Genomic DNA, 21,862 nt, shown 5'->3' on the forward strand with positions numbered 1-21,862 from the left:
ATGAAGTGTTGTTTTGGGTATAAGCCCTTTTATAAATAGTAAATAAAAGGGCTTATATTTAATTGATTAATTTTTGCTCGAAAATCTGAACAAAGGTTCGTTATTAGGTCTAATAGGAACATTTACATTATTTGCAGATGCCCAAGAAATTACCTGGTGATGCAAAGGAAGATATGAAATATCATCTTTTACAATTTTCCAAGCTTCTGCAATTGCAGCATTTCTTTTTTCTAAGTCTACTTCACCTTCCATAACTTTAATTAACTCATCAACTCTAGCATCACTAAAGTTAACTCTGTTCCAACTTGCTCCGGTGTCATATAAGTAATGAAATACATAATGACTATCTAAAGTAGGAACACCCCAACCGAGCATATAAAAATCACCTTTTTTATTTTTTAGCTCTTTAAAGTGTTTACTTTTAGTTTGAGAGTTTAGAGAAACGTTAACACCAATTTTACCAAACATTCCAACAACGGCTGTACATATTGCTTCATCATTTACATATCTGTCGTTTGGACATCTTAGCTCAACATCAAAACCATTAGGATATCCAGCATCAGCTAAAAGTTTTTTTGCTGCTTCTGGATCGTATGCTAATCGTTTATCAAGATCTTTAGTGTAACCTGTTACTCCTGGAAATGTAATTATTCCCGCAGGTTCACTCAAACCTCTCATAACTTTTTTCTTAATCGCATTTATATCAATTGCTTGATAAAGAGCTTGTCTAACTTCCTTCTTTTTAAAAGGATTATCACCAGTATTCCCAGATCTAAGTTCGTCGGCTCCCTGATCCATGCCAAGAAAAATTGTACGCATTTGTGGAGTACTTACAACTTTATGTCCCGCTGAACTTCCGATACGTCCTAAATCTTGTACAGGTGCGTCTGTGACAAGGTCAATTTCTCCAGATAGTAGTGCTGCAACTCTAGTTGCTGCATTAGCTATAGGCAGTAATTCAATTGAAGTAAGATTGTGTTCAACATTTCCCCACCATTTACTGTTTTTTTTAAAAACAGTTTTAGTATTTGGCTCCCTTAAAGTTATTTTAAAAGGACCTGTTCCCATTGCATTAACTGATGCATATGTTTCTTGTGATGCATTCCAATTTTGTGGAGCAGTTGAGAAATTTTCATTCGACCATGCTTTTGACATTACAAAAATATTAGATAGTTGATTCAAAAGAATTGGATTTGGTTCAGCTGTTTTAATTTGAACTGTATATTTATCAATTGCTTTAACTGATGAAATTGAACTAATATATTCTTTAAAATCAGACGTTGGTAGTTTTGCTCTTAATATGCTAAATACCACATCTTCAGATGTCATTGGTGTACCATTAGAAAACTTTACATCTTCTCTTAAAAAGAAATACCATGTAGTTGGGTTTATTGCTTTCCATTTAGTTGCAAGTTGAGGTACAATTTGCATATCAAGGGCTCTAGTTACTAATGCCTCATATACTTGTCTTGATACTTGTGTAGTTGGTCCTTCATTCTGTGCATGTGGATCAAGTGTTAAACTATCACCTGCCATTGACCATTTAATGTTTTTAGCCCATGCTGAAGAAAACCCAAATACTAGTGTTAGTGTTAATAGTATTTTTATTAAACTTTTAATTTTCATTATATCACCTCTCTTTATTAATTTTAAAAAGTATAGGTGATATGATTTAGTTTTACAAATTCGTGTGTAGGTAGAAACTTTTTAATAAAAATTAGCTCTTATCGCTATCTATTAATTTCTTCTTACCAATCCAAGGCATCATTGCTCTAAGCTCAGCACCAACTTTTTCAATTGGATGATCAGCAAGATCTTTTCTCATTTTTAAAAAGTTCTTCTGTCCACCTTCACATTCTTTCATCCAGTCTTTAGTAAATTTACCAGATTGAATGTCGGCAAGTACTTCTTTCATTCTTTTTTTACTTTCACTATCTACAACTTTTTTACCAGATACATATTCGCCATATTCTGCTGTATTTGAAATAGAGTAATTCATGTTAGCAATTCCACCTTCATAGATTAAATCTACAATTAATTTTACTTCATGTAGACATTCAAAATATGCCATTTCTGGTTCATACCCAGCTTCAGTCAAAGTTTCAAAACCATTTTTAATTAATTCAACTAACCCTCCACAAAGGACTGATTGTTCTCCAAATAAATCTGTTTCACACTCATCTTTGAAAGTCGTTTCAATAATTCCTGATTTACCACCACCAATTGCTGAAGCATACGATAAGGCAAGGTCTCTTGCTTTGCCTGTTCCATCTTGGTGAACAGCAAATAAACATGGTACTCCACCACCTCTTTCAAACTCACTTCTAACTAAATGTCCCGGTCCTTTTGGTGCAACCATAAATACATCTAAATCTTTTCTTGCTTCAATCAACTTATAATGAATATTTAATCCATGAGCAAATGCTACACTTGTTCCTGGTTTAATTCTTTGGTCAATGTGATTTTTATAAATTGCTGCTTGTAATTCATCTGGAGTAAGTATCATTGCAACATCTGCCCATTCTGCTGCATCAGATAAATTCATTACTTTTAGTCCTTTAGACTCTGCTTTAACTTTACTTGTTGAACCTTCTCTAAGAGCTACTACAACTTCTTTTGCACCACTATCTTTTAAATTTAATGCGTGAGCATGTCCCTGACTTCCATAACCAAAAATTGCTATTTTTTTACTCTTAATTAAGTCTACATCTGCATCTTTTTCATAAAACATTTTCATTTTTTTTCTCCTTTATAATTAATTAAAAATTTCTGCACCTCTTGTCATTGCAACCGCTCCAGTTCTTGAGGCGCTAACAAGACCAAATGGTTTTAAATTTTTTGCCAAATTATCTATCTGCCTTCTTAATGCTGTTATTTGAATTACAGCAGATTTGTTTGTATGATCTAATATAACTGGATTGTATTTTTTACAAGCATTTAAAGCCTTTTTAATTTTATTAGGATTTGCAACAATTTTTAATAGGGCCATCTCTTTAAAAATTACTTTTTTATCTTCTCTTTTAAAGTTGGCTACTTTATGGACTGGTACTAATTTTTTTAATTGTAATGCTATTTGTTCTATTACTTCTGGAGTTCCAGTCGTTACAATTGTAACTCTAGAAAGATTTTTTTTATGATCAACTTCAGCAACAGCTAATGATTCAATGTTGTAACCTCTTCCTGAAAATAAGCCTACAACTCTAGCAAGTACACCTGCCTCATTATCTACCCAAACTACAAAAATATGAGTATCTATCTTTCCTTTTTTTGTTGGCACACTATATGCTGATTTAGATTTTGTCATTTTAGACTAATGCTTTTCCTTTTCCTGTTATCTTATTTTCTTCCTGATCTTTTGGGCCTAATAACATTTGATTATGAGCCTTCCCAGATGGAATCATTGGAAAACAATTCTCTGCTTGATCTACATGACAATCAAAAATAACTGGTCTATCTATATTAATCATTTCTTCAATTTTTGAATCAAGCTCGTCTGGGTGTTCTGCTCTAATTCCAACACAACCATAGGCTTCAGCTAATTTTACAAAATCTGGTAATGCTTCAGAATAACTCTCTGAATAATTTTTTTCATGAAGTAGTTCCTGCCATTGTCTAACCATTCCCATATATTGATTGTTCAAAATGAATATCTTTATTGGCAAATTATATTGCACTGCTGTTGAAATCTCTTGCATAGTCATTAAAATTGAAGCTTCTCCAGCAATATCTACAACTAATTTTTTTGGGTGAGCGACTTGTACTCCTACGGCAGCTGGCAATCCATACCCCATAGTTCCAAGTCCACCTGATGTCATCCATCTATTTGGTTTATTAAATTTATAATGTTGAGCTGCCCACATTTGATGTTGTCCAACTTCAGTAGTTATAAAAGTGTCTTGATCTTTTGTTAATTCATAAAGCCTCTGGACTGCATGTTGAGGCTTAATAATCTTATCACTATTTATAAAATTTAATGACTGCTTCTTTCTCCATTTTTCAATTTGTTTCCACCATTTAGAAATTTTTTGTTTATTTGATTTTTCTAAATTTAAATTTTTCTTTTTTAATGTTTTAGAAATTGATTGAATAACATCACTAACATCACCAACAATAGATAAGTCAACTTTTACAATTTTATTAATTGATGAAGGGTCAATATCGATATGAACTTTTTTAGATTTTGGAGAAAACTCATCTATTTTTCCTGTAATACGATCATCAAATCTTGCACCAATATTAATTAAAAGATCACAGTCATGCATTGCATTATTAGCTTCATAAGTTCCATGCATGCCAAGCATTCCTAGAAATTGATTATCATCTCCTGGATAAGCTCCTAATCCTTGAAGTGTAGAGGTAATAGGAAATCCAGTTACAGAAACTAACTCTTTTAGTAACAAGCTTGCTTTTGGTCCTGAATTAATAACACCACCACCAGTATAAAAAACTGGTTTAGATGCTTTACTCATTAAATTTATTAACTGATCTATATCTTTTTGATCAAATCTATTTTGAATTTTCCCATTCAATTTTTTTTTTTTTTTAGGTTTTAAATATTTGGCTTTTGCAAACTGAACATCTTTTGGAATATCAACTAATACAGGTCCTGGTCTTCCAGTGGTAGCAACCTCAAATGCCTCGTGCATTATTCTTGGAAGATCATTAATATCCTTAACTAACCAATTATGTTTTGTACATGGTCTTGTAATTCCTGTTGTGTCACATTCCTGAAAGGCATCTGTTCCAATTAAGTGTGTGGGTACTTGACCAGAAATACAAACTAATGGGACTGAATCCATGTAAGCATCTGTTAATGCTGTAACAACATTTGTTGCTCCTGGACCAGATGTGACTAAAACAACACCTGGTTTTCCAGATGATCTTGCATAACCCTCAGCAGCATGACCCGCTCCCTGCTCGTGCCTAACTAAAATATGTTTTATAGATGGATGGTTTTTTAGTTCATCATATATTGGGAGTACTGCTCCACCTGGATAACCAAAAATATGGTCTACCTTTTGATCTTCCAAACATTTGAATACTATTTCAGCTCCTGTGTATAAATTACCCATCTGGGCAATCTAGCTGAAGTTGTGCTCATTGGTCAAGTTTAAGAAGTGATTTATTTAATTTATTTATAAAGCTATCAATCTTGATTGGGTTAATTTTTTTCCATGATGCCATCCTAGTTCTGGCCCAAGTTGCCTGTCTTTTGGCGTATTGTCTTGTTTTAATTGATATTAGTTCCCTTGCTTGATCTAAAGTGATTTTTTTATTTAAGCACTGTGTCAATTCGTCAATGCCAATTACTTTATTTACACTCTGATCTTTTTTAATTTTTAAATTAAGAAATCTTTTTACCTCACTTATAGCACCCTCCTTAATCATTAAGTTGCTTCTTTGAGAAATTCTTTCAATTAAATTTTTTCTTTTAAAATTAATATATAGTTTAAGAAATTCATTTTTTTTAAATTTTGGTTTAGTTTTTTTTAACCATTCATACATAGAAACTTTTGTAAACAATTTAATCTCATAAGCTCTGATTGATCTTTGTGTGTCATTTGGTTCAAATTTATCTTTGGCTATTGGGTCTATTTCTAAAAGTTTTTTATAAAATTTTTCTTGTCCTTGTTTTTTTTGAATTAATCTCACTTGGTTTCTAAATTTTATAGGTATTTCAGGAATCTCAACTAAACCATTTATTAGAGATTGAAAATACAATCCTGTTCCTCCAACAAGAATTGGTATTTTTTTTCTTTTACGAATGGCTTTAATATTTTTAATTGCACCTTTTAACCATTGACCTACTGAAAAATTTTTATCTAAATCCACTACGCCATATAAATGATGCTTAATACTGCCTTGATATTTTTTAGTGGGTCTTGCAGTTAAAATCTTTAAACTTCTATATACCTGCATGCTGTCTGCATTAACTATTTCACCATTAATTTTTTTAGCAATTTTTAATGCAAAATTCGATTTTCCTGAAGCAGTTGGGCCTGCAATTAAAATAATCTTGGACTGCCTGTCCATTATCAGTCTAGCTTAACACCAATATATCTTCTTTGGTTTTGATTGTTATAAATCACAATTAAAATTGTTTTTTGATTAGAATTTAGAGCTTTTTCAACTATATTTTCAAGGTCTTTTATAGATCGAATTTTTTTCTTTTGAGCCTCAACTATTACATCACCAACATTCAAATAATTAACTGGGCTATTTTTTCCAATATTCGTTATAACTAAACCTGTTGTCTGGTTTGGTAACTTTCTTTGCTCAATATCTTTTTTGTTTAATAGTCTTGCGATGATCTTTAATGATTTAATTTCCGAAATTTCTGGTTTTTCTACTTCGGTTTGATTTTCTTTTTTTTCTTCTTTGAAATCACTTGATGTTTCCAGTCTTCCTAACTTAATTTTTTTATTAATTTCTTTTTTATTTCGCCAAATTTTAACATCAACAGTTTTTCCAACTTCTGTTTGTGCAACAATTATTGGTAGTTCTTTCATTTCATTTATTTTAGTACCATTGAATTCTAAAATAATGTCTCCAGCTTTAATTCCTGCTTTGTCTGATGGGCTTTTTTCAGCTACACTTGCCACTAATGCTCCACGTGGTTCATCTAATTTTTCAATATCTGCAATTTCTTCTGTTACTACTTGAATTCTAACACCAAGCCATCCTCTTTTAGTTTCACCAAATTCTATTAACTGACTAACAACTTTTTTTGCACTATTAGACGGAATTGAAAAACCTATGCCAATTGAGCCACCTTTACCTAAGATTGCTGTATTAATTCCTATTACATCTCCATTCATATCAAATAACGGTCCACCTGAATTGCCTGAGTTAATTGAAGCATCTGTTTGAATATAATCTTCATAACGTGAAAGACCAATTGACCTATTTCTTGCTGAAATAATTCCAGCAGTTACTGTTCCTCCTAAGCCAAATGGATTACCAATAGCAATAACCCAGTCTCCTATTCTTGCTTTATCAGAATCTCCAAACTTAACTGGTATAAATTTTTCTTTCGAATCTATTTGAAGAACTGCAATATCGGATAGTGGGTCTGCCCCAATAATTTTTGCTTTATATTCTTTTTCTCCACCTACTCTAACAACAATATCTTCTGCGTCTTGAATTACATGATTGTTAGTTATGACAATCCCTTTTTCATCAATTATGAAACCTGATCCTAATGCAGCTGATTTCCTTGTTTGCGGTGTTCCAAATTCTTTAAACATATCCTCAAAGGGTGATCCCGGAGGAAATTGAAATCCTGGAAATGGATTAGAGTTTGTGGTTACAGTTGTTGTTGTTGAAATATTTACAACTGATGGCATTAATTTTTCAGCTAAATCAGCGAATGATACTGGTGCATCATTTGCATTTACTTGTATTGAAAAAGCTAGGGTAAAAAGAACTGTTAATACTTTTTTAATTTTATTCATTTTAATTTTTAATATACCAAATAATAATAAATCCTATGACTGCAAATATCAATCCACCTGTTCTTAGTTGACTATTAGTCACATCGTTTAATTTTAATAATATATTTTTCATTTTAGATGGAAATAAAGCATATAAAATTCCTTCTATAAAAAGAAAAAGACCAAAAGCTATTATTAGCTCCTTCATATATGGGATCTAGTTTTGGATGTTTCCAAAAAACTTAAAGAATTCACTATCAGGTGATAAAATCAAAGACGTTTCACCGCCTATTAATGCATTTTCATAAGCCTGCATAGCTCTATAAAAGGCAAAAAATTCAGGATCTCTTCCAAATGCTTCTGCAAAAATTTTATTTCTTTGGCCATCACCTTCACCTTTCATAATTTCTGAATCTTTATTAGCATTTGCTAATATCACTGAAACTTCTTTATCGGCAGTTGAAGTAATTGTAACTGCCATCTCAGCTCCTCTTGCTCTAAATTCTTTAGCTTCTCTTTCTCTTTCAGTTTGCATTCTTCTATAGATTGCCTCACTGTTAGCTTGAGGTAAATCAGCTCTTTTAATTCTTACATCTACAATTTTAATTCCAAATTTTTGTGCCTCTGCGTTAACGCCCTCTTGGATTAAAGACATTTGTTTAGATCTGTCTTTTGATAGCAATGTTTGTAACTCTTGTTGTCCCAAGACATTTCTAATTCTTGAATTAATAATTGTTGCTAACCTTGATCTTGCAACTCTTTCATTTCCTACTGAAATATAGAATTTTAAAGGATCTATAATTTGAAATCTTGCAAAAGCATCAACAATTAGTCTTTTTTGGTCAGATGCAATAACTTCTGCTGGTGGTGTATCTAGATTTAAAATTCTGCTATCTAAAAAAACAACATTTTGAATAAAAGGTATTTTAAAGTTCAGACCAGGTTTTAATATAATTTTTTTAGGATCACCAAATTGAAGAACGATGGCTTGATTAACTTCTTTAACAATAAATATAGAGAAAAAAGCTAATGCCCCTATTATAATAATTATTGATAATAAAATTTTTTGTGTTTTCATTAATTTGTCGCTTTCTTTTTGCCTAGTTCAGGTAGCGGTAAGTAAGGCACTACACCTGAGCCTGAATTTTTATCAATAATTACTTTATCTATGTCAGCTAAAACTTTTTCCATAGTTTCCAGGTACATTCTATCTTTAGTGACTTGTTTGGCTTTTGCATACTCATTATAAATAGATACAAATCTACTAGCTTCACCTTCTGATGCTGCAACAACTCTTTGCTTATAAGCTTCCGCTGCTTGCATAATTTTTGCAGCTTCCCCTCTTGCTCTTGGAATAACATCGTTAGCATAAGCCTCAGCTTCATTTTTAGATCTCTCCATATCTGCTCTTGCTGCTTGAACATCTCTAAACGCATCAATTACTTGATCAGGTGGATCTGCTTTTTGTGTTTGAACTTGAGTAATTTGAATACCACTATTGTATTCATCTAGAATTGATTGAATAATTTCCTGAGTTTCAATTTCAATTTGAGCTCTACCCTCAGTTAGAACTGGTTGAATTCTGCTTTTTGCAATAACCTCTCTCATTGCAGTCTCTGCTGCAGCTTTTACTGTTCCTTCTGGGTCTTGTATTTCAAATAAAAATTTACCTGCATCTTTAATTACCCAAAATACTGAAAAGTCGATATTAACAATATTTTCATCACCTGTAAGCATTAAGCTTTCTTGAGGTACATCAGCAACGCCTCCACCTTGAGAAAATCCACTATCTCTTTCTGATCTAAATCCGATATCGATCCTATTTACTTTTGTAACTTTTGGTGTCTGAACCGTCTCTACTGGAAGTGGAATATGATAATGTAATCCTGGTTGAGTTGTTTTTATAAACTTACCAAATCTTAGAACAACACCCTGTTCATCTGGTCCCACTCTATAAAGTCCACTTGCTAACCATACAAATGCTATGATGATTAAAATTAAACCAATTGGTTTTCCTCCCGATGAACTTCCACCAGGTAAAAATTTATTTATCTTACTTTGAATATCTTTAATAATTGCGTCAATATCTGGTGGTATTGGTCCTCTTCCTGAGCCATTTCCGCCTCCTGGAGGTGTTCCCCACGGACTTCCTCCTCTACCTTTAAAATCATCTGGCATATGTCAAACTATATAATGTTTTTATTATAAAAAACAAGTAATGATAATATTATGACTGATAAAAAGCCTGAACTAAGTGACGCAATGAAAAAGAAATTGGAGCCTAAAAAATTCATAAAGAACCAAATTTTAGGAACAAAATTTACAATAGCTGTATCAAGTGCAAAAGGTGGTGTTGGTAAATCTACCTTTGCAACAAACCTTGCTTTAGCACTAAAACAAATTGGCTGCAAAGTTGGATTGCTTGATGCTGATATTTATGGTCCATCAATTCCAAAAATGTTTGACATTAATGAAAAACCTAAAAGTGATGGTCAAACCTTAACTCCAATTACAAAATATGACATCCAATGTATGTCTATTGGCTTTCTAGCTGATCAACAAACTCCAATGATTTGGCGTGGACCAATGGTTACTAGTGCAATTAAAACCTTTACTCAAAAAGTAGGCTGGAAAGATTTAGATTTTATAATAGTTGATATGCCCCCTGGAACTGGAGATACACAATTAACATTTTCTCAAGAAATTAAGATGGATGGAGCAATCATTGTTTCAACTCCTCAAGAAGTAGCTCTACTTGATGTTAAAAGAGGTATTAAAATGTTTGATAAACTTGGAGTTAAAATTTTAGGTTTGGTTGATAACATGAGTTACTTCACTGGTGATGATGGTAAAAAATATAAAATTTTTGGTGAAGGTGGAGTTAAGCGAACCGCTGAAGAATTTGGAAAAGAATTTTTAGGAGAAATTCCAATAAATCCTGAGGTAGGAAAATGTGGTGATGAGGGAAAGCCAATCGTAGAAGCTAATCCTGAACATGAAATTTCTAAAATATATTTAGACTTTGCTAAAAAAATTAAATCAACTTATCTTTGAGATCAAAAGCAACCATTAGTTCGTTCCATTCTCTTTTAGATAAACCAGAGCCCTCTGGATTCACATCTTCACCTTTGATAAGTTTTTGAATTATAACTTTTCCTTTCGCAGAAACTTCTGTACCACCAACTCTATAATCCATGAATGCATCATAAGTTATAGGAACCCATTTTTTGACAGTATCTAACATTATGTCAGCATATACCCTTATTTCATATTGTGCATGACTGTCAGCTCTAAGTCTTAAGAAATTCATTAAGTTTAATAAATCAGTTTTCCAATACCACTGAGTGTAAGTGTTTAAAGTTAAATTCATTCTTGCAAGTTCTCTTGCTAAACCTTTTTTATTTTCATCAATTGTTGAACCATCAAATTTTTGATTCAACATCATTTCATAATTATCATAAGTTCTTTCTGCATCATCTTTTAAAAGCTCTAAAACTTCTTTTGCTTGTTCACCTTCAATAACATCGCCTCTACCTTGTCTGTTGCTGGCTGACTGAGCAGCTAAATTTTCGATAGAAGGTAGATAAAATTCTTTATCTAAAATAGAATATCTTGCAGAGTATTCATTTACGTTTGCAGTTCTATGTCTAATCCATTGACGAGCAATAAAAATTGGAAGTTTAACGTGATATTTAATTTCACACATTTCAAATGGTGTGCTATGCCAATGTCTCATTAAATATTTAATAAGACCTGCATCTGTTGAGACTTGTTTGGTTCCTTTGCCATAAGAAACTCTAGCTGATTGAACGATTGAAGTATCATCACCCATATAATCTACAACTCTTACAAAACCATGATCTAATGCTGGCATTGCCTCGTAAAGAATTTTTTCAAGATCAGGTACTGTAACTCTTTTTGTTTGATTCTGTTGAGACTGTTGATCTTTAATCTCTTGTGATTGTTCTTTAGTTAATTTCATGATTTTTATTGAATCTCTTTCAAATGCTTTTATATTAATAGTGTTGGCTTGCCAACTACGACGATAAACGAATTTCGTAATAACCATTACGGACGTGGGGGCAGTACCCACCACCTCCACCATTGCAACTTATGGGGGTGAAATAGGATCGACGGGTGACTAAAGGCTATTCTTTCGTTCGGAATTGTTCCACCGTAACGGGCAAAACTTTAAATGCTAACGAAAGTTACGCTATTGCTGCATAATTAACTTAGGTTAATTATAAAAGCACGGTCTGGGGCACCGGGTAACAGAACGCCCCTTTACAAAAGGAAACCGTTAATCCAAATCAAATAACAGAATAGGTACTACACGAAGTTTTACACGAAGTTTACACGAAGTCTGAAGTCAATAATTTGAACCGTTATAGTCTCATTTGCAAGTATAACTAATTTGACCAAATCTTATTAATAGAATTACTAATTTTTTCTTCCATTTGCAAAATTAAATCTCTGTTACCTTTTATAACAAAACTTATTTTATCTATTTCTTCAACCACAATTTTTTGAGTTTCTTTTGTTGGCAAATAGATTTTTGTTGATGCAACATCATTTTGATTAACACTTGGGTATGAACCTCTTCCCATTTTATTCACTAATTGTGTCGTAAAATATTCTGAACAAACGGAATAATACAAAAACTTTGATAATAAATTTTCCTTTGGGGTTAAAATCATAAATCCTGTTGAAAATAGTGTATTCTCTTTAATATCATTTAAATATGCAATTGCTTTTAAGTTTGGTCTTACTGATGAAAAAATAACATCATCATTATTACCTATTCTTCTTGCTCTACTTGGTAAATCTGCACCCTTAATGATGTTAGAAAAATCTATTTCATTAGTTTTATTATTTAAAGACGATATATCAACATAAGTATAGTTTTTTTCTAATTTAATTTTATTTTCACTTATTTTATTTTTATTTATTTGACAAACTTCATCAAAATCAAATTTCTCCCAAGTTGGGTCAATATCAATTGAAGGTTTATAGTTTTCCACAACCTGTCTGCATCCATCAATAACTTTTTGATAACTATCTAATTCTTCAACTATTTGATTTTGGGTTTCTATTAAGGGAAGTGGAATCATAAATTTTGCAATTTCTTCTGAAGAAATATTACCTTGTGCACCTCCAACTGCATTTGTTTGGCAATAATGATAAAATTTTTCTGATTTTAAAAGGTAAAAAAGATATTTATTATTAATCTTTTCTTTATTTTTAATTTCAATCCTGCCAACTCGCTGATTTAGTAAAAGTTTTTGTTCTGTGCTAATTGCAACCTTTCCAACGGTTGCACCAGTCATTGCTATTATAATTGAATTATTGGGAATTAAAAAATTTTCAAATTCTGGGTTAAATTTGTGATATTTGAATCCATCCTTAATTTCTCCTTGTTTTGAAACATTGCCTATTTTTAGAACAGGTAAGAAACCTTTTTTATTTTCTTCAGTCATATCGGCACTTTTAAAAGCATAACCATTTTTAACTTCTATTACTTCAGACATAGAGATTAATTGTGTATTTTGATTTTCTTCAAAAATCTCTGCTTTGACCATTAAATCTTCAGATGCAAGGATTGTTTCTTTATTAACTAATAATTTTTTATCAATTTTCTTTCCTTCTAAAAAGTTTGAAATAATTATTTTTAATTCTGGTAAATCATTTTTGCTAATAGGATTTCTATTTGTATTTAGTGAATATCCATCATTTTTGACCTCAATATAAAAAATATCATTAAATGTTTTACTCTTATTTTTATCTAAAATTAAAATTGATGTTTTTACCCCAGAGTACGGTTGAAAAACTCCAGCAGGTAAAGAGATTATTCCCATCAAAGAACTGTTAGTTAAATTTTTTCTTAACTGTTTATATGCAGTTCCATTTTGAAATATAACACCCTCTGGCACAATAATTCCTGCACGACCATTTGGTTTTAAATGCTCATTAATATAATCAATAAATAATACTTCTGCTTTTGTTGAACTAACTCCAAATCTATTATGAGGCATTATCCCACCTTTAGGAGAGAAGAATGGTGGATTTGCAAGTATCACATCATAGTATTCATTCCATCTATCTTCACTTGAAAGAGTATCGTATTCATTAATTTTGGGGTTAGTAAATTTATGCAAATACATATTTACTAAAGACATCTTCACCATATCAGGAGAAATGTCATAACCATTTAAATTCTCTCCAATCTTTTTTCTATCTGACGCACTAAGTCCATCACCCAAATTCTTTTTAGTATTTTGTTTTAAGATATATTTGTAAGCACTAATTAAAAAACCCGCAGTACCACAGGCAGGGTCTAATACAGTCTCATTTTTTTGAGGATTTACTATCTCTGTAATAAAATCAATAATATGTCTAGGGGTTCTAAACTGACCTGCATCACCTTGTGAACCCATAAAGGATAATAAATACTCAAATGCATCACCTAGTGTTTCTGAATTAGAATAATGAAATTCATTAATCTCTTTTAAAAACATATTAAGAGTTGATGGGTCTTTAAATGGAAGAAAAGAGTTCTTAAAAATCTCTCTAAATAATTCAGGAAGATTTTCATTAGTATACATTTGTTCAATTGCATCTGAATAAAGTTTGATTTTCTCAACACCACTTGTTTTAGTGTCCATTAAATTCTTCCAAGAGTATTTTTGAAATTTGCCTGAAAAGTATGTTGATTTACCACCCATTGATACAGACTGTTCATCCATATCATTCATAAATTTATAAATTAGACCATTTGTGATTTGTTCAACTTGTGCTTTTGGGTCTGGCAACTTTCCAACTAATATTTGCCTCAAAGTATTAATTTTTTTTTTTGTAACATCATCAAGCATTAATAAATCTTTCTAAATTAATATTTTCTTTAATATATGTTGGTATCTTATTTCTTAAATCCTCTGGCAATTTAAAGAAGTAATCTCCTGATGGATGCACATTTAGTTCTGCATATTTACCACTATCAATTTTTTCTCTAAAATCTTTATCAGTTGCATATGCTTCAAATACTTGTTTAACTGCATTAAATGAACTTTCATCAGGTTTAAATTTATCATCAAATTTATCAAACTCTTCCTCAAGTATTTCATCTTTATTTTTAATTTTAGAGATAAAACCAAATGTATATAAAAGTAAGTCTTTGATTGAGATATTTACATCAAGTCCTAATGCTTCTCTTAATCTATCAAGTGAATATGATTTTTTAAGATATTTTTCTTTAAAGTATTCTTCTGCATCATTAAAATTTTGATTTTCAATCATTTGTTTAAGAGAACTATATGATTGTTTATCTTTAAAAAACTCTTCTTTGAAAGATTTATATAAATCTCTATCAATCCTCATTCCTGCTTGAGGAATGTTAATTTCTTCAGTTTTTTTAACGGGGTCTATATTTTTATTAAATACTTCTTCTGGTCGAGGTTTTGTTCCACCTTCGCCTTCTCCTCCTTCAGAAGGAAGTTTTAATACTTGGTCATAGTCAAACTCTTCTTCAAAATATTGATAGTTTTTAAAATAATCAAAGAGTTTAAATGATGACTTAATTGAATTGACTGTTTTTGGTATTTCTTTTTCATCTATCCAACATTCTTTAAAATCAAATAATCTTGTTCCTCTTCCTTTCATTTGAATAAATTCTGTTGGAGAAAATATTGGTCTAAATAAGCATATGTTTAATAAATCTTTACAATCATATCCTGTAGTCATCATTCCTACTGTTACACAAACTCTTGCTTTTGATGTTTTATAAAGTTCATTTAAAGGTGAATTTCCATTTAAATTATTATTCTTAAAATCAATTGTCATTTGTTGAGGGTCAGGACTAGTAACACTTGATGTAACTTGAATTGCGAAGTCTGATTGATATTGATTGGGAAAGTATTTCTCAGCAAGTTCATTTAATATTGTAGTAATTTTGACTGCGTGTTTTTGAGAAACACAAAATATTAAAGTTTTACCTATTTCATTTGAATAAGGGTCTAGTAATGCGTTTTTAATAAATGCATTACAAAAAGATAAGTTTGTTTCATCTGATTTAAATTTTCTTTCAAAATCTTTTTTGAAGAATTGTTGTTCATCTACATCTTTTCCTTCTTTATCAACTCCTTTAAAAGTTAAACCTTCTTTACTCATAATGTCTGCTGAAAGACCTGTTTCTACATCAACAACTGTAGGGTTAATTAAAAAACCATCTTTGACACCATCAAGCAAAGAATATCTAAAAGTTGGTTCACCATCTTCACATCCAAAAATGGAGTAAGTATCCAACATCAATCTTCTCTCAAGATCTTTGGGGTCAGACATTGACATATCATCTTCGTTTACTGACTTTAAAAAATCCCTTGGAGTTGCAGTAAGACCTAATTTAAAACCAATAAAATATTCAAAGACATTTCTACTACTTGCACCCAAACTTCTATGTGCTTCATCTGATATAACTAAGTCAAAACTATTTGGTTTAAATATTCTTTTATATTTATTGTCTCTTGTAAATGATTGAACTGTAGAAATTACTATGTTTGCTCTTCTCCAATCATCTTTATTTTCTTTCCAAATTACTGTTTCAAAATCATTTTGAAGAATGTCGTTTATTTCTTTCTTTGCTTGGGTTTCTAACTCCAATCTATCGACTAAAAATAAAACCCTATTAACTTTATATAATCTTAAGAACATTTTAATGATAGCAGCAGAGGTAGTAGTTTTACCTGTGCCTGTTGCCATCTCTAATAGAAATCTGTCGCCACCTTTTTTAATTTTTGATTGAACTGCTTTGATAGCACCAAGTTGGTAGTGTCTTAAAAATCTTAGATTATTCTTTTTAAGAAACTCTTTTCTCTTATCTTCACTTTTGTAATCAGGACTATTATTGTATTGTGGAAATTGAGTTATTGCTAAATAATCCTCATTCAATCCATTATCTTCATCTTCATCTCTTGGAGGATTAAATGTAGTTTTCATCTCTAAATCTTCCTGAGATGGAAACTTTTCTATCTTAACTGGGTTACCTTGCTCTAAATCCCAAAGATAATGAAGTATTCCATTTGATAAAATTATAAATCTACAATTTAAAGATTTTGCATAACCTCTTGCCTGTTCTTTTCCGACAAGAGGTGATAATAAAGTTTTTTTTGCTTCAACAGTGCAAAGATGATTTTCTTTTGAACTTAATAATACATAGTCTGCTTCACCAGAATTGTTATCAATTTCTGTTGTTACATTAATCTCTTCATCTTTTGCCCATCCAGGTAGTTTCCAACCTGCCTCCAAAAGCATTTTATCTATTCTTATCCTTGCATCAGGTTCTTTTGAATTCACCCATAATATGTAGCATTTGAATTAAATTTTAGAAAGAACTACACGAAGTTGAAAGTCAAGAAATCGGCAAAATCAGCAAAACACTACACGAAGTTTTACACGAAGTTTTTGAAAAAGTGTTTAGTTATGTGTATAATCAATCAAGCGACGAGAAACAGAACGCCCCTAAACAAACTATTCACATTGATTCTATTATCTTTTTTTAATTTTAAGAGCAGACACCAAAGCAGACACCTAATTTAGAGCAGACACTTTATTTACTCTATACTTTAATTAGTTTAATAATTTATTATGGATTTTAAAGATTTAATTAAAACATGTCTTAAAGAAAAGTACGCTAGTTTTTCTGGAAGAGCATCAAGATCTGAGTTTTGGTTTTTTTATTTATTTGGTATTGCAATATACGGAGTTTGTATTCTACTTGCTGTAACTATTTCATTTAAATTTTTATGGGTATTAGGAATATTTGCACTTGGAGTTTTTATACCTGCTTTAGCAGTTACTTGGAGAAGACTTCATGATATTAACAAAAGTGGGATGTATTTCTTTTTACCTGTCCCTTTTGCAATTATAGAAGTAATTCTTAACTCATTATCATCCTCTAGAGGGACTAATGAGAGCATTTCAATCTTATTTATTTTAGTAGATTTAGGAGTAATGCTTTATTTGTTGATCCTTTACTGTACGGATGGTGATAAAAAAAATAATAGATTTGGTAAAAATATTTATTTGAAAAAAAAGAAAAAAAGAAAAATTAAAGCGACCAGGTAACAGAACGCCCCTTCACTCTCTCCTACTTCTCTTTATTTATGATGCTGATTAACGTTTAGATTACTCTTTGTCAGGCTAGTGTAGGGATTTTAGGTAATTTTCTAGCTTTTAATATTTCAACTTTGTTACAAAATAAGGATTATAGAAGCATGGTATGGATATAAACTCATCTTATTTTAAATGTTTCCCATCATAACAATTTCAAGTAAAAAGAGCAGACACTTAAATTAAATAGTAAATGATTATAATTGAATGTTTTGGACCATCAGGTTCTGGAAAAAGCTATTTTAAAAAAAGATTAATAAAAAATTTTAGATTTAGAATTTTAGACTACAAATCTATCTATAATTTAATTAGCGACAGAAGTGTATTTGAAAAACTTTTTTACAGTTTCATCAAATTAACCTTTCTTCAAAAAATAAAAAATATTGTTTTTATAAAACAAATAAAAAAAATATTTTTTGGATTCATTAAAGTAAAAGAAATCGAATATAAAAAAATAGATCATACAAAAAATAAATTGAGAAAAAAAGTTAAATTCATTAAACAATTAATCCTAAATAGCAAATTTACAAATAGTAAAAAAAAAATCTTTGAAAATTGGGCAAACGAAGAACTACACGTAAATAGTTATTCTAAAAAAAGAGTTTTAAGACAGAAAATATTAATTGATAGCGAAGGTTTAATTCAAAGATTGTTCATTTATTGTTATAAAAAAAAAGAAAAAAGAAAAATAATAAAAAAATATCTTGATTTAATTGAATTACCAAAAATAGTTATTTTTTTTAACAAAAAATTAATAAATAAAAAAAATACAATTAAAATTGAAAAAAATGAAGAAAAGAAAATTTTTAGACTTACTTTATTAGAGCTAAAAAAAAGAAATATTTTAATTATCAACTCAAATATTGGTGTTCGTGAGGCTTATTTGATAATTAAAAAAAAATTAGAATTACAACTGCCTGGTCTATAAAAAATAGGTATTGATAAAAATAACTATTATAAAGATAAATATTTTTTTAAATTTGGTTTAAAATAATCTGGTCCCTTCATTACTTTTCCATTTTCGTTATAAATAGGTTTTCCATTTTTATCTAACTTACTCATATTAGAAGCCTGGACTTCATCAAAACACTTATCTAAATCAACTCCAAAAGCATGGCCAGCACCATATGTTACATATAAAATATCAGTTAAAGCATCTACAACCTCTAAAAGATCTTTATTTTCAAGTGCTACTTTTAGTTCCTCGAGTTCTTCTCTAATTAAATCAAACCTAAGTTTATTAATTTTATCAGTGCTAAAAGAGGGTTGTGTTTTGACCTCTTGACCAAAGGTTTCCATAAAAGTTTTTACTTTTTTAAAATTTGACATTTAGCTCCTGTAAGTTTTTTAATTTTTAATGTATAAGTATATTAAAATATTATTTATATATAAATCAATGAAATTTAGAAAAGAATTTGACAGCTTAGGAAATTTAAATGTTCCAAATGATAAATATTGGGGTGCTTCAACACAGAGGTCTAATAAGTTTTTTAATATTGGTAAGATTTTAGTAAATCTTTCAATAATAAAATCTATTGCTATTATCAAAAGATCTGCTGCAACTGTTCATTATAAAGAAAGACAAATTGAAAAGAAAATAAGTAACTCAATAATAAAAGCTTCTGAAGAGGTGATTAAAGGAAAACTTGACAAAAATTTTCCTTTAAAAGTTTGGCAAACAGGTTCGGGCACACAAACGAACATGAATGTTAATGAAGTAATTGCTAATAGAGCAATCGAAATGATGGGTGGAAAAAAAGGATCTAAAAAACCAGTTCACCCTAATGATCATGTAAATAAATCCCAATCCACAAATGATGTTTTCCCTACTGCTATGCACATATCAGTAGCACAAGAAACAATTAGTAAACTTTTACCAAGTTTAAAAATTTTAGAGAGAGAATTAAATAAAAAATCTAAGAAATTTAAACATATTATTAAAATTGGAAGAACACACCTACAAGATGCTACACCATTATCTCTTGGTCAAGAGTTTTCAGGATATCAAACCCAATTAAAAAAATGTATTGAAAGGATAGAATACGCTCTTAAAGAGATATATTTTCTTGCACAAGGTGGAACTGCGGTAGGAACTGGTATCAACTCAAAAAAAAGTTTTGATAAAAAAATTGTTAAAGAAATTGCAAAGTATACAAAAATACCTTTTAAACCTGCACAAAATAAATTTGCAGAACTGGCGGCTCATGACTTAATTGTTAATTTTTCAGGAACACTTAACGCATGCGCAGTGGCATTAATGAAAATATCAAATGACATAAGGTTTCTAGGATCAGGTCCAAGAGCTGGATATGGAGAATTATTACTACCAGAAAATGAGCCAGGATCATCTATTATGCCGGGAAAAGTAAATCCAACACAATGTGAAGCTGTAACCATGGTGTGTGCTCAAGTAATAGGCAATCATACAGGGATTTCAATAGCTGGTTCTCATGGTCACTTTGAATTAAATGTATTTAAGCCAATGATTGCTCATAATATATTACAATCAATAGATCTTATTGCAGATAGCACTAAAAATTTTACCATCTATTGTGTTAAAGGAATCAAAGCTAATAAAAAAAGAATTAAAGAACATTTGGACAATTCCTTAATGTTGGTGACGGCCCTTGCACCATATATTGGATACGATAATGCTGCAAAAATTGCAAAAACAGCTTTAAAAAATGGAACAACATTAAAATATGAGACGCTTAAATCAGGTCTTATAAAAGAAAAAGACTATGAACGAATAGTAGATCCTAAAAAAATGATCTACCCATCATAAACACTTAGTAATTTGTTTATTAAACGTCTACTTTTTACTAAATTATTTGTAGAATTATCTTTAAAACCATCAATTACATTTAAGAATTGATCACTAGTTACTTTGTTATCAATTTTAACCTTATTAAATTGTATCTCGTTAGACAAAAAATCGTATTTTAAATTAATTACAATATTTTTAATTTCTTTTCTTAATTTCTTATTCGTATTAAGGAATGAATACAAAAACTCAGAATTTTTAATGTCAATCAAGACATCTGTTTCAAGAATTAATTCATTATTTTCTACGATTAAATTACTATTATCTAATCGTAATAAACCTATTTTTTTATTTGTAAGTATTGTGTTATCTAAGTTAAGTTTGCCACTGACAATATTAAAATTAATTTTTGCAGTTTGAAAAATTTCATCTAATGAATTTGTCTTAGCAAGAATAGATAAATCCACACTTAGATTTTTGTTGAATAGCAATCCTGTCTTAATAAATTCTATTACAGTAGAATTAAGAGTTAATAATTTTGATATTTTATATTTACCTAAATCAATCTTTAAATCTAAATCAAAAGGATTAGTTGAAAATTCTCCATTATAATCAACATACAAATTGTTCAATCGAGAATTATCAGATGCAAAAGTAACTAATTTTTCTTTGATATTATATTTTGTTTTAAATGTGGAGTTAAAAAAAGAAATTATATTTTTTCCAGAATTAGAATAATCGCCTTTAACAATAAATTCATTAAAAATATTTAACTTAAGAGATTTAGCTTTTATATTAATTCTTTTTTCGTTTAAAGGGCTAGTTTTTCCATTATGCTGAAATGAAAAATAAATACCAAAAGTATGTCCTTTTAAATCAAATAAATTTAATTGTTTTTCCTCATCAAAAAATAAAATTGCTTCATCTATTTTGGTAATTGTAATTATTTCATTAAAATTATCTTTAAAAAAAACTTTACTATCATTAATTTTAATCTTTTTATTTGAAAATTTATTATTGCTATAATCATTTAATATCTTAAGTTCATTTCTTAATAAGGTAAAGTTAGCTTTATCAATAGTTAATTCTTTAATATTCATTTTTTCTTTTTCAAAAAAATTTTTTTGACTAATAAAAATTTTTAAATTTTTAATATCTGCAACAGATTTTTGACTTTCAGCACTATCTAATAATATTTTAGAATTTTTAATTAAGAAGTGTGGATATGGGAGAATCCGGTAAGAAATATCAGCAGAAGAGCTTAAATTTATTTTAAATTCATCAACAATTTTGTTTTCAATGTTAATTTGTACCCAGGATTTGTCGTATAAAAGAGGTATTAATAAATAAAATAGATAAAAAAACAGTCCACCAATAAAAGTTATTAAAATTTTATTAAAATTACTAATTTTTAATTTATCATTTGTTTTATTCTGAACTTTGAATATTGTCTTTTTTATTAGGTTATTAAAATTTTTAACAATTTGTTTCATAAATACTGTTG

At 29.8% G+C, this 21,862-nt stretch carries 18 protein-coding genes and 1 other RNA gene; 5 read left to right on the forward strand and 14 right to left on the reverse strand.

What is annotated here, in order from left to right:
* Window positions 1-66 precede the first annotated feature (66 nt).
* The 9 genes from ABXT56_RS05110 to hflK form a co-directional block, all read right to left on the reverse strand.
* On the reverse strand, window positions 67-1,626 hold the full coding sequence (locus tag ABXT56_RS05110) for an ABC transporter substrate-binding protein (RefSeq protein WP_415299637.1): 1,560 nt from the start codon (window positions 1,624-1,626) through the stop codon (window positions 67-69).
* Window positions 1,627-1,717: 91 nt separating this feature from the next.
* Window positions 1,718-2,737: a ketol-acid reductoisomerase gene (gene ilvC / locus ABXT56_RS05115; RefSeq protein WP_415299638.1), complete on the reverse strand. Its 1,020-nt coding sequence runs from the start codon at window positions 2,735-2,737 to the stop codon at window positions 1,718-1,720.
* Window positions 2,738-2,755: 18 nt separating this feature from the next.
* A complete protein-coding gene (gene ilvN, locus ABXT56_RS05120; RefSeq protein ID WP_415299639.1) occupies window positions 2,756-3,304 on the reverse strand; it encodes an acetolactate synthase small subunit in 549 nt (182 codons plus the stop codon).
* 1 nt (window position 3,305) lies between these two features.
* Window positions 3,306-5,072 (reverse strand): acetolactate synthase 3 large subunit, encoded by a 1,767-nt coding sequence (locus ABXT56_RS05125; protein ID WP_415299640.1) that lies wholly within the window; start codon window positions 5,070-5,072, stop codon window positions 3,306-3,308.
* A gap of 25 nt (window positions 5,073-5,097) precedes the next feature.
* The gene (miaA, locus tag ABXT56_RS05130) at window positions 5,098-6,033 is read right to left on the reverse strand and encodes a tRNA (adenosine(37)-N6)-dimethylallyltransferase MiaA (RefSeq protein ID WP_415299641.1); all 936 of its coding nucleotides are present in this window, start codon (window positions 6,031-6,033) and stop codon (window positions 5,098-5,100) included.
* Between the two features lie 2 nt (window positions 6,034-6,035).
* Complete coding sequence (locus ABXT56_RS05135; protein ID WP_415299642.1) at window positions 6,036-7,454, reverse strand: Do family serine endopeptidase; 1,419 nt, start codon at window positions 7,452-7,454, stop codon at window positions 6,036-6,038.
* Between the two features lies 1 nt (window position 7,455).
* Window positions 7,456-7,641, reverse strand: a complete 186-nt coding sequence (locus ABXT56_RS05140) for a DUF2065 domain-containing protein (RefSeq protein WP_415299643.1) — start codon at window positions 7,639-7,641, stop codon at window positions 7,456-7,458.
* A gap of 9 nt (window positions 7,642-7,650) precedes the next feature.
* On the reverse strand, window positions 7,651-8,511 hold the full coding sequence (gene hflC, locus ABXT56_RS05145; RefSeq protein ID WP_415299644.1) for a protease modulator HflC: 861 nt from the start codon (window positions 8,509-8,511) through the stop codon (window positions 7,651-7,653).
* A complete protein-coding gene (gene hflK, locus ABXT56_RS05150) occupies window positions 8,511-9,611 on the reverse strand; it encodes an FtsH protease activity modulator HflK (RefSeq protein ID WP_415299645.1) in 1,101 nt (366 codons plus the stop codon). Before hflK ends, hflC begins: the two co-directional genes overlap by 1 nt.
* A 51-nt stretch (window positions 9,612-9,662) precedes the next feature.
* Between hflK and ABXT56_RS05155 the strand changes: the two genes are divergently transcribed.
* Window positions 9,663-10,487 carry an Mrp/NBP35 family ATP-binding protein gene (locus ABXT56_RS05155; RefSeq protein WP_415299646.1) on the forward strand — a complete coding sequence of 275 codons (825 nt, stop codon included), beginning with the start codon at window positions 9,663-9,665 and terminating at the stop codon, window positions 10,485-10,487.
* Here the strand turns inward: ABXT56_RS05155 and thyX are convergent.
* The gene (gene thyX / locus ABXT56_RS05160) at window positions 10,468-11,415 is read right to left on the reverse strand and encodes an FAD-dependent thymidylate synthase (protein WP_415299647.1); all 948 of its coding nucleotides are present in this window, start codon (window positions 11,413-11,415) and stop codon (window positions 10,468-10,470) included. The two genes, ABXT56_RS05155 and thyX, sit on opposite strands and share 20 nt — an antisense overlap.
* A 4-nt stretch (window positions 11,416-11,419) precedes the next feature.
* Between thyX and ssrA the strand changes: the two genes are divergently transcribed.
* Window positions 11,420-11,720: a transfer-messenger RNA gene (gene ssrA / locus ABXT56_RS05165) on the forward strand.
* A gap of 122 nt (window positions 11,721-11,842) precedes the next feature.
* On the opposite strand, the gene ABXT56_RS05170 is transcribed toward ssrA, so the two are convergent.
* Both ABXT56_RS05170 and ABXT56_RS05175 read right to left on the reverse strand, forming a co-directional pair.
* On the reverse strand, window positions 11,843-14,302 hold the full coding sequence (locus tag ABXT56_RS05170; RefSeq protein ID WP_415299648.1) for an N-6 DNA methylase: 2,460 nt from the start codon (window positions 14,300-14,302) through the stop codon (window positions 11,843-11,845).
* Window positions 14,295-16,778 carry a DEAD/DEAH box helicase family protein gene (locus tag ABXT56_RS05175; RefSeq protein ID WP_415299649.1) on the reverse strand — a complete coding sequence of 828 codons (2,484 nt, stop codon included), beginning with the start codon at window positions 16,776-16,778 and terminating at the stop codon, window positions 14,295-14,297. The genes ABXT56_RS05170 and ABXT56_RS05175 overlap by 8 nt, the downstream gene beginning before the upstream one ends.
* A 291-nt stretch (window positions 16,779-17,069) precedes the next feature.
* Between ABXT56_RS05175 and ABXT56_RS05180 the strand changes: the two genes are divergently transcribed.
* Together ABXT56_RS05180 and ABXT56_RS05185 are read left to right on the forward strand one after the other, a co-directional pair.
* The gene (locus ABXT56_RS05180) at window positions 17,070-17,549 is read left to right on the forward strand and encodes a DUF805 domain-containing protein (RefSeq protein WP_415299650.1); all 480 of its coding nucleotides are present in this window, start codon (window positions 17,070-17,072) and stop codon (window positions 17,547-17,549) included.
* Between the two features lie 238 nt (window positions 17,550-17,787).
* On the forward strand, window positions 17,788-18,522 hold the full coding sequence (locus ABXT56_RS05185) for a hypothetical protein (RefSeq protein ID WP_415299651.1): 735 nt from the start codon (window positions 17,788-17,790) through the stop codon (window positions 18,520-18,522).
* 26 nt (window positions 18,523-18,548) lie between these two features.
* On the opposite strand, the gene ABXT56_RS05190 is transcribed toward ABXT56_RS05185, so the two are convergent.
* On the reverse strand, window positions 18,549-18,923 hold the full coding sequence (locus tag ABXT56_RS05190) for a phosphoribosyl-ATP diphosphatase (RefSeq protein ID WP_415299652.1): 375 nt from the start codon (window positions 18,921-18,923) through the stop codon (window positions 18,549-18,551).
* 67 nt (window positions 18,924-18,990) lie between these two features.
* On the opposite strand from ABXT56_RS05190, the gene fumC reads away from it, so the two are divergent.
* Window positions 18,991-20,379 carry a class II fumarate hydratase gene (gene fumC / locus ABXT56_RS05195; RefSeq protein WP_415299653.1) on the forward strand — a complete coding sequence of 463 codons (1,389 nt, stop codon included), beginning with the start codon at window positions 18,991-18,993 and terminating at the stop codon, window positions 20,377-20,379.
* Here the strand turns inward: fumC and ABXT56_RS05200 are convergent.
* Window positions 20,367-21,851, reverse strand: coding sequence for a hypothetical protein (locus tag ABXT56_RS05200; RefSeq protein WP_415299654.1), 1,485 nt, complete (start codon window positions 21,849-21,851; stop codon window positions 20,367-20,369). The genes fumC and ABXT56_RS05200 overlap by 13 nt on opposite strands.
* Between the last annotated feature and the right edge of the window lie 11 nt (window positions 21,852-21,862).

The sequence above is a fragment of the Candidatus Pelagibacter sp. Uisw_134_02 genome (assembly GCF_047720265.1).
GTDB lineage: Bacteria > Pseudomonadota > Alphaproteobacteria > Pelagibacterales > Pelagibacteraceae > Pelagibacter.

Bases quoted from the DNA above. Each gene is read 5' to 3' on its own strand.
- ABXT56_RS05110 (WP_415299637.1), bottom strand. From the start codon at position 1,626: ATGAAAATTAAAAGTTTAATAAAAATACTATTAACACTAACACTAGTA.
- ilvC (WP_415299638.1), bottom strand. From the start codon at position 2,737: ATGAAAATGTTTTATGAAAAAGATGCAGATGTAGACTTAATTAAGAGT.
- ilvN (WP_415299639.1), bottom strand. From the start codon at position 3,304: ATGACAAAATCTAAATCAGCATATAGTGTGCCAACAAAAAAAGGAAAG.
- ABXT56_RS05125 (WP_415299640.1), bottom strand. From the start codon at position 5,072: ATGGGTAATTTATACACAGGAGCTGAAATAGTATTCAAATGTTTGGAA.
- miaA (WP_415299641.1), bottom strand. From the start codon at position 6,033: ATGGACAGGCAGTCCAAGATTATTTTAATTGCAGGCCCAACTGCTTCA.
- ABXT56_RS05135 (WP_415299642.1), bottom strand. From the start codon at position 7,454: ATGAATAAAATTAAAAAAGTATTAACAGTTCTTTTTACCCTAGCTTTT.
- ABXT56_RS05140 (WP_415299643.1), bottom strand. From the start codon at position 7,641: ATGAAGGAGCTAATAATAGCTTTTGGTCTTTTTCTTTTTATAGAAGGA.
- hflC (WP_415299644.1), bottom strand. From the start codon at position 8,511: ATGAAAACACAAAAAATTTTATTATCAATAATTATTATAATAGGGGCA.
- hflK (WP_415299645.1), bottom strand. From the start codon at position 9,611: ATGCCAGATGATTTTAAAGGTAGAGGAGGAAGTCCGTGGGGAACACCT.
- ABXT56_RS05155 (WP_415299646.1), top strand. From the start codon at position 9,663: ATGACTGATAAAAAGCCTGAACTAAGTGACGCAATGAAAAAGAAATTG.
- thyX (WP_415299647.1), bottom strand. From the start codon at position 11,415: ATGAAATTAACTAAAGAACAATCACAAGAGATTAAAGATCAACAGTCT.
- ABXT56_RS05170 (WP_415299648.1), bottom strand. From the start codon at position 14,302: ATGCTTGATGATGTTACAAAAAAAAAAATTAATACTTTGAGGCAAATA.
- ABXT56_RS05180 (WP_415299650.1), top strand. From the start codon at position 17,070: ATGGATTTTAAAGATTTAATTAAAACATGTCTTAAAGAAAAGTACGCT.
- ABXT56_RS05185 (WP_415299651.1), top strand. From the start codon at position 17,788: ATGATTATAATTGAATGTTTTGGACCATCAGGTTCTGGAAAAAGCTAT.
- ABXT56_RS05190 (WP_415299652.1), bottom strand. From the start codon at position 18,923: ATGTCAAATTTTAAAAAAGTAAAAACTTTTATGGAAACCTTTGGTCAA.
- fumC (WP_415299653.1), top strand. From the start codon at position 18,991: ATGAAATTTAGAAAAGAATTTGACAGCTTAGGAAATTTAAATGTTCCA.
- ABXT56_RS05200 (WP_415299654.1), bottom strand. From the start codon at position 21,851: ATGAAACAAATTGTTAAAAATTTTAATAACCTAATAAAAAAGACAATA.